The 12,284-nt window shown below is 48.9% G+C and carries 17 protein-coding genes; 12 read left to right on the top strand and 5 right to left on the bottom strand.

Features of this window, described 5'->3' with window-relative positions:
• The first annotated feature begins 198 nt into the window (after positions 1–198).
• The 3 genes from infC (at position 199) to rplT (ending at position 1,372) form a co-directional block, all read left to right on the top strand.
• Positions 199–699 (top strand): translation initiation factor IF-3, encoded by a 501-nt coding sequence (gene infC / locus EL173_RS08895; protein WP_024305638.1) that lies wholly within the window; start codon positions 199–201, stop codon positions 697–699.
• Between the two features lie 81 nt (positions 700–780).
• On the top strand, positions 781–981 hold the full coding sequence (gene rpmI, locus EL173_RS08890) for a 50S ribosomal protein L35 (RefSeq protein WP_003565872.1): 201 nt from the start codon (positions 781–783) through the stop codon (positions 979–981).
• A gap of 34 nt (positions 982–1,015) precedes the next feature.
• On the top strand, positions 1,016–1,372 hold the full coding sequence (rplT, locus tag EL173_RS08885) for a 50S ribosomal protein L20 (protein WP_005684470.1): 357 nt from the start codon (positions 1,016–1,018) through the stop codon (positions 1,370–1,372).
• An 87-nt stretch (positions 1,373–1,459) separates the two neighbouring features.
• Here the strand turns inward: rplT and EL173_RS08880 are convergent, their stop codons facing one another.
• The 5 genes from EL173_RS08880 to EL173_RS08860 form a co-directional block, all read right to left on the bottom strand.
• Positions 1,460–2,023 carry an LOG family protein gene (locus tag EL173_RS08880; protein WP_005689744.1) on the bottom strand — a complete coding sequence of 188 codons (564 nt, stop codon included), beginning with the start codon at positions 2,021–2,023 and terminating at the stop codon, positions 1,460–1,462.
• Positions 2,024–2,098: 75 nt separating this feature from the next.
• Positions 2,099–3,067: an NADP-dependent oxidoreductase gene (locus tag EL173_RS08875; RefSeq protein ID WP_014571385.1), complete on the bottom strand. Its 969-nt coding sequence runs from the start codon at positions 3,065–3,067 to the stop codon at positions 2,099–2,101.
• Positions 3,068–3,072: 5 nt separating this feature from the next.
• Entirely contained in the window at positions 3,073–3,714 is a 642-nt protein-coding gene (locus EL173_RS08870; protein WP_005684467.1) for an alpha/beta hydrolase, read from the bottom strand.
• Positions 3,715–3,729: 15 nt separating this feature from the next.
• Positions 3,730–4,698, bottom strand: a complete 969-nt coding sequence (locus tag EL173_RS08865) for a ring-cleaving dioxygenase (RefSeq protein WP_005689738.1) — start codon at positions 4,696–4,698, stop codon at positions 3,730–3,732.
• Complete coding sequence (locus EL173_RS08860) at positions 4,691–5,590, bottom strand: VOC family protein (RefSeq protein WP_005689736.1); 900 nt, start codon at positions 5,588–5,590, stop codon at positions 4,691–4,693. Before EL173_RS08860 ends, EL173_RS08865 begins: the two co-directional genes overlap by 8 nt.
• Positions 5,591–6,099: 509 nt before the next feature.
• Here EL173_RS08860 and EL173_RS08855 point away from each other — a divergent pair.
• The 9 genes from EL173_RS08855 to EL173_RS08815 all read left to right on the top strand — a co-directional run bounded on the left by EL173_RS08855 (position 6,100) and on the right by EL173_RS08815 (position 12,274).
• On the top strand, positions 6,100–6,633 hold the full coding sequence (locus tag EL173_RS08855; protein ID WP_005684464.1) for a YqeG family HAD IIIA-type phosphatase: 534 nt from the start codon (positions 6,100–6,102) through the stop codon (positions 6,631–6,633).
• Positions 6,617–7,741, top strand: coding sequence for a ribosome biogenesis GTPase YqeH (yqeH, locus tag EL173_RS08850; protein WP_005689734.1), 1,125 nt, complete (start codon positions 6,617–6,619; stop codon positions 7,739–7,741). The genes EL173_RS08855 and yqeH overlap by 17 nt, the downstream gene beginning before the upstream one ends.
• Positions 7,742–7,826: 85 nt before the next feature.
• Positions 7,827–8,138 (top strand): YhbY family RNA-binding protein, encoded by a 312-nt coding sequence (locus EL173_RS08845; RefSeq protein WP_014571384.1) that lies wholly within the window; start codon positions 7,827–7,829, stop codon positions 8,136–8,138.
• Positions 8,139–8,146: 8 nt separating this feature from the next.
• Complete coding sequence (locus tag EL173_RS08840; RefSeq protein WP_005684461.1) at positions 8,147–8,797, top strand: nicotinate-nucleotide adenylyltransferase; 651 nt, start codon at positions 8,147–8,149, stop codon at positions 8,795–8,797.
• Positions 8,790–9,389 carry a bis(5'-nucleosyl)-tetraphosphatase (symmetrical) YqeK gene (gene yqeK / locus EL173_RS08835; RefSeq protein WP_005684460.1) on the top strand — a complete coding sequence of 200 codons (600 nt, stop codon included), beginning with the start codon at positions 8,790–8,792 and terminating at the stop codon, positions 9,387–9,389. Before EL173_RS08840 ends, yqeK begins: the two co-directional genes overlap by 8 nt.
• A 3-nt stretch (positions 9,390–9,392) precedes the next feature.
• A complete protein-coding gene (gene rsfS / locus EL173_RS08830; protein ID WP_005684459.1) occupies positions 9,393–9,752 on the top strand; it encodes a ribosome silencing factor in 360 nt (119 codons plus the stop codon).
• The gene (locus EL173_RS08825) at positions 9,749–10,486 is read left to right on the top strand and encodes a class I SAM-dependent DNA methyltransferase (protein ID WP_014571383.1); all 738 of its coding nucleotides are present in this window, start codon (positions 9,749–9,751) and stop codon (positions 10,484–10,486) included. The genes rsfS and EL173_RS08825 overlap by 4 nt, the downstream gene beginning before the upstream one ends.
• Positions 10,487–10,530: 44 nt before the next feature.
• Positions 10,531–11,667, top strand: coding sequence for a nucleotidyltransferase (locus EL173_RS08820; protein WP_005689728.1), 1,137 nt, complete (start codon positions 10,531–10,533; stop codon positions 11,665–11,667).
• Between the two features lie 58 nt (positions 11,668–11,725).
• On the top strand, positions 11,726–12,274 hold the full coding sequence (locus EL173_RS08815) for a YceD family protein (protein ID WP_005689726.1): 549 nt from the start codon (positions 11,726–11,728) through the stop codon (positions 12,272–12,274).
• Positions 12,275–12,284: the final 10 nt, after the last annotated feature.

Raw genomic sequence — 12,284 nt, 5'->3', positions numbered from 1 at the left:
GAGCTTGACGCCGTGTTGTTACTCCTGTATAGTTGTCTACGTTGAGAAAAAGCAGAAGTTCCCGCTTCTCGCCCAAGTCTTTAGACCTCTAGGCTTATTAGTTCGGTATTTAATGAACAGCGGGGCCTTTGTGGCTACGCTGTTTTTGTTTTTTCTCTGAAATTCACACGGAGGTGAACAACCATAGCAAGAGATCTGATAGTCAATGACAGTATTCGCGCACGTGAAGTTCGATTGATCTCCCAGACCGGTGAACAGCTCGGCGTTAAGAGTACGCGTGACGCCTTGGCCATTGCCGAGGATGCAAACTTAGATGTTGTCCTAGTATCGCCTAATGCCAAGCCACCGGTAGCCCGCATCATGGACTACGGGAAGTTCCGGTTCGAGCTGCAGAAGAAAGAGCGCGATGCTCGGAAGAAACAAAAGACTGTCACCATCAAGGAAATCCGCCTGAGCCCAACTATTGGTGAAGCAGATTTCAATACCCGTTTGAAGAACGCGACTAAGTTCCTGAATAAAGGCGACAAAGTCAAAGTCAGCGTTCGGTTCCGTGGACGGGCAATCACGCATAAGGATCTTGGTCGCAAGGTTCTTGAGCAGATGGCGGATGCCGTTAAGGATATCGCTGCTGTTGAAACCCATCCGAAAATGGACGGACGCAGCATGTTCTTGATGCTTGCACCGCGAGCCGAAAAGTAATTACTGATCGGTTAATGATACAAAGGCGTGCACAGCCCTAACCGGCTGTGCGCGCGTTGATGTTTAGAGGAGGAAAAAGACATGCCAAAATTCAAGACCCACCGCGCTTCTGCAAAGCGTTTTAAGAAAACCGCATCAGGTGCCCTTAAGCGCGGTCACGCGTATACGTCACACCGTTTCCACGGCAAGACGAAGAAACAGCGTCGTCAATTGCGCAAGTCAGCATTGGTATCCCACTCAGATATGAAGCGGATCCGCCAGATGCTCAGCCAGATGAAATAATCAGCAATCGGATTTGATTTGAGGAGGAATTCTAATGCCACGTGTTAAAGGTGGAACAGTTACTCGTAAGCGTCGTAAGAAGGTACTGAAGCTCGCTAAGGGTTATCGTGGTGCCAAGCATTTGCTGTTTAAGGCAGCTAATGCCCAAGTTATGGTTTCATACCGTTATGCTTTCCGCGATCGTCGCGCTCGCAAGCGTGACTTCCGGCGTCTATGGATTGCCCGGATTAACGCAGCAGCACGGATGAACGATATTTCCTACAGCAAGCTGATGCACGGCTTGAAAGTGGCTAATGTCGACATGAACCGTAAGATGCTTGCCGATCTTGCAGTCAGCGATCCAGATGGTTTCAAAGCATTAGCAGACACTGCTAAGAAGGCTTTGGCCTAAGTATTTAAAAAGCACGTCGTTTCATTCTTTGTGAATGGAACGGCGTGCTTTTTGTATCAAGTTGAAATGGCATTCAAGAACCAGCTGCTAATGGTATTGACGAACGCCCAGTGGCTGATAGTTGGCAATGAAGCTGCTGATTGTCGGCAAATCCGACGAGAACAATACATTATCAAAGGCGTCCTGATCAAAGAAGCCCTGAGTTACCGCAGTTTGATACATTTGCTGTAACGGACGGTAATAATCATTTTGGTTAAATAGGATCGTCGGGCTAGCGTTTAATCCGATCCGTGAAAACGAGATCGCTTCGGTAATTTCCTCAAGCGTACCGGGACCGCCGGGAAGGGCAATGTCAGCATCCGCTAACGCAATCATGCGTGCTTTGCGCGTGCCCATATCTTCGACGACTTCTAATTGGGTCAGATTCGGTAGAGCCAGACCGCGATCTGCCAGCACTTGAGGGATGATGCCAATCACTTTGCCACCATGTTTCAAGGCGCTTTGAGCAACTGCGCCCATTAACCCGAGTTTGCCACCGCCATAAATCAGGGTATCACCACGTTGGGCAATCCATGCACCTACACGTGTTGCGGCTTGTACGAATGCGCCATCGACACCACGATTAGCACCACAATATACTGCAATTTTCATATCGTCCCGCCTTTCCAGTCACGCGCTTATCATACGGCGCAGATTGGCGAGTCGCAAGCAGTTTTTAAGTGCTAGTTAAAGGTGATTGATTTCTTTTCGAACCGGGTGCGTCACATGCCGCTCTTGCATGACGACTAGCTTGCCCGGCGCATGATGGGTCTCTAACATTTCATGGCCGGCAATGACCCCGGCGACAGTGAAGGGGAAGGTCTGGGCAACGCGAACTTGCAGCCCCCATTTTTGCGCGACGTCAACGAGATAAGCAAAGCCATCGTGGACTGAGTAGGTCTTGGATGGATTTAACTGCAGATGTTCAACGGTTGGTTTGGTGCTGAGATCAACGTCGGCATAGGCAGTCGTCACATACTGCCCGTCAGCCTTGACCAGCTTCAATGCGGCACCGTGATCTGCTGCGCCAAAAACCGCATTGACCACAGCATCGGCCGTATTCTCAGGCAGTTCATCGGTATAACTGAAAATTTGATCGGCGCCTAATTGACGTAGATACTCGCGATGCTGCTCACCCGCTACGGCAATCACCTTGAGTTTCTCGAATTTGGCGAGTTGTACCAAAATCGCTCCGACACCGCCGCTGGCACCGACAATCCCCAACGTTTGCCCAGGCTTAAGCGCCAACATGTAATGCAAAATATTAAATGCGGCTAACCCGACTTGGGGAAGCGCTGCTGCATCAAGGAAACTCAAGGCAGTGGGCTTTTTATAGATCTTAGAAGTTGATGCCGTGACAAATTCACTGTAACCGCCAATGGGTCGATAATTCATAACTAAATCGCCAACTGCAAACTCACTAACGCCTTCGCCAAGCTTAGTGATGCGGCCAAGCACATCCGTACCCGGAACGACCGGAAACTTAACCTTGCGAAAAGCCGCCTGTTCACCACGGCGCAACGAAGCGTCATAAGGGTTAAGGCCAAAGCCCAACACTTGCAACTGCACCTGACCGGCTTTTGGCTCCGGGACAGGCGCCTCAATGCTTTCAAAGACACTTGGGTTACCATATTGTTCAAACCCAAAACGTTCCATCTGGCTCACCTCCGTTGCCAATCCTGCAATCGGCCGCTATTAGCCAACCAGGACTTGGCATTTGCTAACTCTGCTTCATTCAAATTATGGCTCTGATCATGGCGGAAAATGGTGACCTCGGCGCCTTGTTCTTCAAGATAAGTATCTAACACCTTGAAGTTTTGCGCCGGCACAATCGGATCTTGATCGCCATGGGACATCCAAACCTTGACATCACTTAAATCCTGTTTGGAATCAACGGTTGAAAGCGCCATGGGATGGAAAAAGATTCCGGTGTGAAAAGTGTCACTGCGAGTTAAAAGGGCTCGGGCTGCTACATTCGCGCCGTTTGAATAGCCCACCACAATAAACCGCTCATAATCGATATTGAATTTCTGGCAAAGCTCATTTAATACCTTAAACAGCCAAGTGGTTTCCTGTTCAAGATTATTCAGATCGAAGCCGCCGTTTTCGGAATGCTTGAAATACCGGTTCATCCCTTGTTCCTGAACGCGCCCACGAATGGAAAGCATCGGACTATTGGGTGAGAGATACTTACCAATCGGCAGCAGATCATTTTCATCGCCACCTTGACCATGCAGTAACAATAATGGTGACACACTGGGATCGCCTTTGACAAATGTATAATTTACGTTTTCTTCTGCCATCATAACCTCCGTTGCTTAGCGGCCGCGCCAATCGGTTTTAACCGGGGTCAGACCGCGTTCGATTTCCGCACGTTTGCTTTCCAAAAATGGCGGCAATTCAAGATGAATACCGGCTTCATCGTAAGTTTCATCCTGTAAGAAGCCGGGACCGGTTGTTGCCAGTTCAAACAGGACTTGCGGCGCGGCCCGAAAGTATTCGGACTTAAAGTAGAAGCGATCGACATAACCTGATTGTGGCAGACGATATTGCTTAATCCGATCAATCCAGGTGCCCAAAGTCTCACGATTATCAGTAGAAAAAGCGGCGTGATGAATGTTGCCAAACCCTTCAACAGAAATTGGCAGATCCTCGCGATGCTCTAGAATCACTTGCGCACCATGACCACCATCACCAACTTCATAGAGCGACCAGTTACCATCTTCGGCAATCTGTTTGTAGCCCATGATTTCGGTCAGCACATACTGCATATGGCCGAGGTTAAAAATCGTGACGGTGACTGGGCCGAGACCGGTGATTGCGAATTCTTCAGGAACATCATTATGCTTCCATGGCGTTCCACCAGCCACCCCATGGTTGTGTTCGTCCGAAATTAATTGATATTGTTGATCATCCTGGTCGTGGAAATTGATGATTTTCGCGTCAAATTGGGTGTTAATCCCGTCATTTGCTACCCCTTTGTCAGCAAACCGTTTCAACCAGTAGTCCAAAGCGGCGTCACTGGGAACCCGGAAGCTGGCGCGCGAGATCATGTTGGTGCCTTTTTTGCCTTTTTCCTGATTAGGGAAGGTGAAGAAGGTCATGTCGGTGCCGGCCGTGCCTTGGTCATCGGTGAAATAAAAATGATAGGTGTCCAAGGCGTCTTGGTTGACCGTTTTCTTAATTAAATGCAGGCCTAACGTTTTACTCATAAAATCAAAAATCGCTTGTGGGTCACTTGCCATAGCAGTTACGTGGTTCATACCTAATAATGGATGTTCAATCATGGAAATCCACTCCTTTAGTTTTGAAATAAGTTTCGATTTCGGCGCGCCGGTCTTCAAATTTCGGTGGTAAACCAAGGCGCTCACCCAAATGTTCCAGCGGCTCATCTAAAGTGAAGCCCGGCGCTTGAGTTGCAAATTCGATTCGGTTATCGGCCGGATCACGCACGTACAGGCTCTTAAACCAGCCGCGGTCGGCGAATTCCTCGATTTCGTAACCATGTTGAGCGGCAATGGTGCCCAATCGCGGTAATGCTTCTTCATGGTCAACCGTCAGCGCAAAATGATCCATGCTCCCGCGGCCAAAACGCTTAGTCCCAGCCGTCAAACTTGGGCGGATGGTCAGGGTGTTGCCAGCGGCCAGCTTAAATTGATGCTGCTCCGGCGCCTGTCCCAACATCGTTTCAAAAAAGGCTTCTTCGGCATCACGATCTGCAACAGGGATATCAACGTTAATTAAGCCAGTGATCTGCTGGCTTCCCGGAACATCATTGGGAACCGTTAGCGCATCCGGCAAAGTCCGTTGGTAGGGGATGAGTCGAACCGGGGTATCCGCGGGGTCAACCAACGCAAGCCAATTAGCGATTTTCGTCACCACACAACCCGCTTGTTGCAACCGCTCATGCCAAAATGCTAACGACTCAGTAGGAATCGACAAATCAATCCCGCCTAATTGATTTGGCCCATCATAACGATGCCCCAGTCGATCAATGGCAAAGAAGGTCACGACACTGCCGGGTGTTCCCTGATAATCACCGAAAAATAAGTGCCGTACATGAATATTTTCCTGATTGACGGTATTTTTGACCAATCGCAATCCCAAAACATCGGTATAGAATCGGATCGTTGCGGCAGCATCGCCAGTCAGCAACGATACATGGTGCAAACGAGTCATGATGAGCCTCCTTCTTTATAACACTTACTAAAAATAAGTATAACAGGCTTAATATCGGAATGCGAGCGTTTGCTATCAAATTCATCCTACCCTGTTTATTCTGATAACGCGATTATTTCGCCTTTTAAAGATAACGTTTACATTTTTGGCACTGCCAATGCGAAGGCTGTTACTTAGCTGCAACTTGGTGGCCGATTTTGGGGCTTGAGATTTGGGTGGGCCGCGGTTGCCATAAGCATATTTACCGGCGTAGGAGTCTGCGTGTAAGGGCATTGAGCGTAATGGCCAAGACCGAGCCGTTATGTCTAAGGGCACTAGTTCGCTTTTACTCCCATAACGCGCTCCCCAGCGCAGGAGTCTGCGTGTAAGGACCTTAAACGCAATGGCCAAGACCGGGCCATCACGTTTAAGGCCGCTTACACTCCGACTCCTAACCGCGCTGGCTCGCGCTCACCAGTTTTTTCCGTTATAATATAAGGATATGAACAACCGGAGAGGGGACAGGATTTGTGGCAGTTTTTGAGCCGACTTGGCTGGTAACGAATATTTTTAGCCTGACGCCTGCTAGTCTAAAGCAGCAAGGTATTAAAGCGGTGTTGACCGATTTAGACAACACGCTGATGGCATGGGATCACCCAGAAGGTACGGCTAAGCTGACCCAGTGGCTTTCTGATTTACGTAACGGCGGCATCCAGGTGGTTGTTGTGTCAAATAACAACGCCAATCGTATCCATAAAGCGATGGCAAAGCTGCAAGTGGCTTATGTTGCCCGGGCATTAAAACCTTTGCCAGTCGGGATTACCAAAGCGCGCAAAGAATTAGGGCTGACGCGTTCTGAAGTTGTCATGGTAGGGGATCAGCTGCTGACAGATATCTGGGCCGGTAATCTTGCCGGCGTGCGGACCATCTTAACTCAGCCGTTGGTGCAAAGTGACGCCTGGAACACGCGGATAAATCGCTTTTTTGAGGGCTTTGTTTTTAAAGCCTTAGCCAAGAAAAGGCAACTGAATTATCAGGAGGATATTCATGGACATCATCAATGATGAAACAGAGCGCCGCTGCATAGGCTGTGGCGCTATTTTGCAGACAACCGATCCTAAAAAGCCAGGCTATCTGCCAGCCGCGACATTAGCAAAAGCCGAGGCTGACGATGACATTTATTGCCAACGCTGCTTTCGACTGCGGCATTACAATGAAATTGCACCCGTCACGTTAACTGACGATGATTTTTTACGCCTCCTGAATGCGATCGGTGAAAGTAACGCATTGATTGTGAATGTCATTGATATTTTTGATTTTAATGGCAGTGTGATTCCCGGATTGCATCGTTTTGTCGGGGATAATCCCGTCATTTTGGTCGGGAATAAGGCAGATGTCTTGCCTAAATCGTTGAATCCCAATAAATTAAAAAACTGGCTGCAGCAGCAAGCTAAAGCGCAGGGATTACGGCCGGTAACAACCTTGCTGGCCAGTGCCAAAAAAGGATTTGGGGTTGACGAGTTACTCACCGCTATCGAGAAGTATCGCGAACATCGCGATGTGTACGTTGTCGGGGTGACCAATACTGGCAAGTCAACGTTAATCAACCGCATTATTAAGCAATTAACCGGTGTCGAGGATCTCATTACAACATCGCGCTTCCCGGGAACCACGCTTGATCGCATTATGATTCCGTTAGATGATGGGCAGTCGCTAATTGACACGCCAGGCATCATTCATCGCCACCAGATGGCACATTTTGTCGGCTCCAAGGATTTGAAACTGGTATCCCCGACTTCGGTGATTAAACCGGCGACTTATCAGTTGAATGAAGGCCAGACCATCTTTCTCGGCGGACTGGCACGGTTCGATTATCTTCGCGGCGGCCGCCAAAGCTTTGTCATTTACGCCGATACGCAATTGCCGCTGCACCGGACAAAATTGATCAACGCTGATGAGTTTTATCAGAAGCATGTCGGGGGTCTTCTAGCGCCGCCACAAGCTGATGAAGTCAGAGATTTTCCGCCGCTGGTTCGCTTTGAATTCACGCCGAAAGAAAAATCGGATCTGGTTTTTGCCGGTCTCGGCTGGATTACGGTACCGGCTGGCGTCACCATTGCAGGTTATGCCCCTAAAGGCGTGGATGTTTTATTACGTAAAGCATTTATTTAAACGAGCCGCAGCCAACCCGCAGCGACCCAAAAGCTGCACGGGTGGTGGAAAGGCGGCACAACTGAATCAGAGGAGCGTTAAAAACATGTTAACTGGTAAACAAAAACGTTATTTACGCAGTTTGGCAATGACGACCAAACCGTTAATTCAAGTTGGCAAAAATGGGCTAGGCGATGCTTTTGTCGCTGGCGTAAAGGATGCCATCGAAACCCGTGAATTAGTCAAGATCAGCCTGTTACCGACTGCTGACGATACACCGCAAGAAGTTGCGGATACGTTACAGGCAGCGATTGCCGGTTTGGAAGTGGCGCAGATTATTGGGCGCACCGTGATCGTTTATAAGCAGGCTGAAAAGTCGGAACATCGTCGCATCAGTCTTGAAGTCAATGCGCGGTAGGAGTTGTGATGAAAAAGATGCAGAATGTCACGTTGACGCAACCGGTTATTTCTGTTGCGATGCGCGAACAGATTCTGGGAACGCATCGTCGCAAGCAGGTTGGTTTGTTCGGTGGGACCTTCAATCCGATTCATAACGGTCATCTGATTATGGCAGAAGCGGCAGGCACTGAATTAGGCTTGGAGAAAGTTTATTTCATGCCCGATAATATGCCACCGCATGTTGATACAAAAACGGCCATTTCTGCTCGGCACCGGGTGAATATGGTACAATTAGCGATTGCCGATAATCCACTTTTTGGGTTGGAAGGCATTGAAATTCGGCGTGGGGGCATTAGTTACACGTATCAAACCATGCAGGAGTTGCACCGACTTCATCCGGATACGGATTACTACTTTATCATCGGTGCCGACATGGTTGACTACTTACCAAAATGGGCGCACATTGATGAACTGGTAAAATTAGTAACCTTCGTCGGCGTTAAGCGGCGCGGGTATACACCGGCTAGCCGCTATCCGATTTTATGGGTTGACGCGCCGCTGATCGATATCAGTTCGACAGCGGTGCGGGATCGCGTTCAAGCGGGGCGCAGCTTGAAGTATTTGGTGCCTGACCCAGTGATTGACTATATTCAAAAAGAGGGATTATATCGTGAATGAACATCAATATCCAGCAAGTTTAACGCATGGCTTGAGTCGAAAAGAAATTCTGAATCGCCTACGTAATCGCCTTGATCAGCCTCGCTATGAACATTGTTTGCGGGTTGAAGCAACGGCTATCGAATTGGCAAAGCGTTTTGACCAAGATGTGGATCGAGCAGGTTTGGCGGGCTTACTGCATGATTATGGTAAAGAAATCTCGGTTGAAACATATAAACGCGTGATTATCGAAGACGGCTTTGACCCCAAGTTACTGCAGTATGGCCGTGGTGTGTGGCATGGCGTTGTCGGGATTCATTTTATTCAAACCGAAGTCGGCATTACCGATAAACAAGTGCTGACGGCTATTGCGCGGCATACAACCGGTGATCCGGAAATGACCAAGCTGGATGAATGTGTGTTTGTCGGTGACTTTATTGAACCCCAACGGTCATTGCCGGTTGAGGCCAAAGCACGCAAGGCAGCCGAAACTAACTTGGAAGAAGCCAGCCGCATTGAGCTTGAAAACACCCTGACCTATCTAATCGGGGCGCGTCAATTGGTTTATCCGAAAACACTGTTAACCTACAATGCATTTTTATCAAAGGAGTAATTTATGATCGACGCAAAAACCATGTTGGAAATTGCTGTTAAAGCCGGTGATTCGAAGCGAGCCGAAGACATTGTTGCATTGGACATGCGCGGTGTGAGTCTGTTGGCCGATTATTTTGTTATCATGAGCGGCACTTCGGATCGTCAGGTTCAGGCAATTGTTGATGAAATCGAAGAAAAAGAAGAAGCGGCCGGCGTTGAGATTCGCCGGATTGAGGGACAAAAAGGGTCCAAGTGGATGCTGATTGACTTAAACGATGTGGTGGTTCATGTCTTTATGCCAGAAGAGCGACAATTCTACAACCTGGAAAAGTTATGGCAAGATGCACCGCTGGTTAAAGTGGATCAGTGGGTTGAGGCATGATCTACACGACCTTTGCCGAAGTTTACGACCAATTGATGGATCAGTCATTGTATCAACGGTGGCGTGATTATGTGGTCAAGCGAGTGAAGCCGAGTCATCAGCCATTGCTTGAGTTGGCTGGCGGTTCCGGCTTTTTGGCCGTGCTATTGGCTCAGTCAGGTTATCAAGTCACGGATTTTGATTTATCTGAAGAAATGTTGACCTTGGCAGAGGAAAAAGCTGATGCTGCAGGGGTGGCATTAACCCTGCTTCAAGGCGATATGCGTGATCTGGAAACGCTACCGGAATTTCCAATTGTTACTTGTTTTGACGATTCGATTTGCTATATGCAGAATCTGGATGAGGTGCAACAGGTCTTTACGCAGGTAGCGTCAAAGTTGCCGACTGGTGGCGACTTTCTTTTTGATGCTCACTCGCTTTATCAAATGGATCAGGTCTTTCCGGGTTATATGTACAACTATCAAACGGATGACTTTGCGTTCTTATGGAATAGTTTTATTGGTGAGCATCCACATAGCATTGAACATGACCTCACCTTTTTTATGTACGACGAAGCCTTGGATGCCTATAAGCCTTTGACAGAAACACACAAGGAACGCACTTATCCGTTGGCTGATTATTTGCGGGCCTTACAGAATGCCGGGTTCGAAAAAATTGAGGTTACCGACGATTTTGGCAACGAGCCGGTGGGACCTGAAAGTACGCGCTGGTTTTTCCACGCGCGCAAAAAATAGTCGTGATGAGCCAAATGAATAAGCAAATTTATTAGGAGGCGTCTATGCAAGCGGTCGGTATGATTGCAGAGTTTAATCCATTTCATGCTGGTCACGCATATGCACTGGCACAAGCCCGAAAATTAACGCAAGCTGATGTTGTCGTTGTGGTGATGTCGGGAAACTATGTCCAGCGTGGCGAACCCGCGATTTTTGATAAGTGGGTGCGGGCGCGGGCGGCGTTGGATCATGGCGCCGATATTGTCATTGAGCTGCCGGTAACCGGAGCGGTGCAAGCGGCGGATCAATTTGCGGAAGCCGGGGTTGCGACGTTAGCGGCGTTACGCGTGACCGCACTGGCATTTGGAACCGAACACCCCGAACTTGCCTATCTGGACCTTGCCCGACAATTAGAAAAAGCCCCTTTGACGGATCCGGGATTTTCGGATTATACCCAGACTTATGCGACCCAGCTTAATGCCGCTTATGCAAAAGCAGCCGGCATCACGCAAACAGACCCGAATTTCATGTTGGGGTTGAGCTATGCAAAAGCGGTTTTGGCGTTGCAAGTGCCGATGCAGCTTTATCCGTTCGGTCGACAAGGCGTGGCCCATGACGCGCTCCAGTTGACAGCTAATCTGGCCAGTGCGTCAGCGATTCGTCAGCGATTGCGCAGAGGTGAATCGCTCGCGAAGATTGTTCCTGCAGATCTGATTCCGGTTTATTCTAAGCAGCAACAATATGGGTGGTCGCAATATTTTCCATGGTTGAAATATCGTCTACAGACAGCAGATTTGGCGCAGTTGCGGCAGGTTGCCACGATGGCGGAAGGGCTGGAATATCGTTTCACCCAGCAGATTGATGACGCTATTGATATGACGAGCTTTTTAAAGCGGGTTAAGTCCAAGCGGTATACCTACGCCAGACTGCGGCGATTAGCTTTAGCAATCACGCTGAATATGACAATAGCGGCGGTGGAAAAGGCTCGGCACTTGCCGCAGCTGCATGTGCTCGGGTTTACGCCAGCCGGTCAGCAATACTTGCGCCAGGTTAAACACCAAGTTGGCTGGCCCTTGCTCACTCGCGTTAGTGCTGATATGCTTGCACCGAATGGGATCCTTGCGATGACCCATCGTGCGGATCGATTAATCACCACGATTAGCGGTGTTGAACAAAATTATGGCCGCCGACCGTTGATGTGAAACGCGCTCATAACTCCATCTTAAGGTTAGTGTGCGCGTCTAAAGGAGGCAAAATAACATGTTGAAATGGACGATTCAGGAATTAATGAAACACGATCAGGAACCGTTGCATTTTAGTACCACGTTGGATGTCAAGGCAGATTTGCAGGATCGTGATCCAGAGGTTCTTGATGTCAGTCCCATCCAGGTAAACGGCGATATTGTTTATGATCGCGGCGATTTTCTGGTTAGTGTCAACTTAAAGGGTACTTTGGTAGTTCCCTCGACGCGCAGTTTGACCCCAGTCACGCTGCCACAGGATTTCACGTTTAGCGAGATCTATCTGACCGATGACGGCCATGCCGATCAATATGAAGACGGCGAAATTCTGATGCCGCTTGAGGATCCGGAGCTGGATTTGTTGCCGGCAGTGGAGGATCATTTGTTGTTAAGCATCCCCATGCAAGTGCTAACGCCAGAAGAAGCCGCCAGTGGCGAGATGCCTTCAGGCGAGGACTGGGAAGTCATGGCTGAAGAAGATTTTGATAAAGCCGTTAAAAAAGAGAAGCAGGCAGATAACCCTTTTACGAAATTAAAAGGGATGTTCCCGGATGATGATCAGTCGTGATGATATAGCG

The sequence above is a fragment of the Lacticaseibacillus rhamnosus genome, assembly GCF_900636965.1.
Lineage (GTDB): Bacteria > Bacillota > Bacilli > Lactobacillales > Lactobacillaceae > Lacticaseibacillus > Lacticaseibacillus rhamnosus.
This window is presented reverse-complemented; position numbering and strand designations above follow the sequence as displayed.

What these genes read in the sequence shown, in the direction of transcription:
- rpmI (WP_003565872.1), top strand. Translation starts at nt 781, where the DNA reads ATGCCAAAATTCAAGACCCACCGCGCTTCTGCAAAGCGTTTTAAGAAA.
- EL173_RS08825 (WP_014571383.1), top strand. Translation starts at nt 9,749, where the DNA reads ATGATCTACACGACCTTTGCCGAAGTTTACGACCAATTGATGGATCAG.
- EL173_RS08865 (WP_005689738.1), bottom strand. Translation starts at nt 4,698, where the DNA reads ATGATTGAACATCCATTATTAGGTATGAACCACGTAACTGCTATGGCA.
- EL173_RS08880 (WP_005689744.1), bottom strand. Translation starts at nt 2,023, where the DNA reads ATGAAAATTGCAGTATATTGTGGTGCTAATCGTGGTGTCGATGGCGCA.
- EL173_RS08815 (WP_005689726.1), top strand. Translation starts at nt 11,726, where the DNA reads ATGTTGAAATGGACGATTCAGGAATTAATGAAACACGATCAGGAACCG.
- yqeH (WP_005689734.1), top strand. Translation starts at nt 6,617, where the DNA reads ATGGACATCATCAATGATGAAACAGAGCGCCGCTGCATAGGCTGTGGC.
- EL173_RS08845 (WP_014571384.1), top strand. Translation starts at nt 7,827, where the DNA reads ATGTTAACTGGTAAACAAAAACGTTATTTACGCAGTTTGGCAATGACG.
- EL173_RS08840 (WP_005684461.1), top strand. Translation starts at nt 8,147, where the DNA reads ATGAAAAAGATGCAGAATGTCACGTTGACGCAACCGGTTATTTCTGTT.
- EL173_RS08870 (WP_005684467.1), bottom strand. Translation starts at nt 3,714, where the DNA reads ATGGCAGAAGAAAACGTAAATTATACATTTGTCAAAGGCGATCCCAGT.
- EL173_RS08860 (WP_005689736.1), bottom strand. Translation starts at nt 5,590, where the DNA reads ATGACTCGTTTGCACCATGTATCGTTGCTGACTGGCGATGCTGCCGCA.
- rsfS (WP_005684459.1), top strand. Translation starts at nt 9,393, where the DNA reads ATGATCGACGCAAAAACCATGTTGGAAATTGCTGTTAAAGCCGGTGAT.
- EL173_RS08820 (WP_005689728.1), top strand. Translation starts at nt 10,531, where the DNA reads ATGCAAGCGGTCGGTATGATTGCAGAGTTTAATCCATTTCATGCTGGT.
- EL173_RS08875 (WP_014571385.1), bottom strand. Translation starts at nt 3,067, where the DNA reads ATGGAACGTTTTGGGTTTGAACAATATGGTAACCCAAGTGTCTTTGAA.
- rplT (WP_005684470.1), top strand. Translation starts at nt 1,016, where the DNA reads ATGCCACGTGTTAAAGGTGGAACAGTTACTCGTAAGCGTCGTAAGAAG.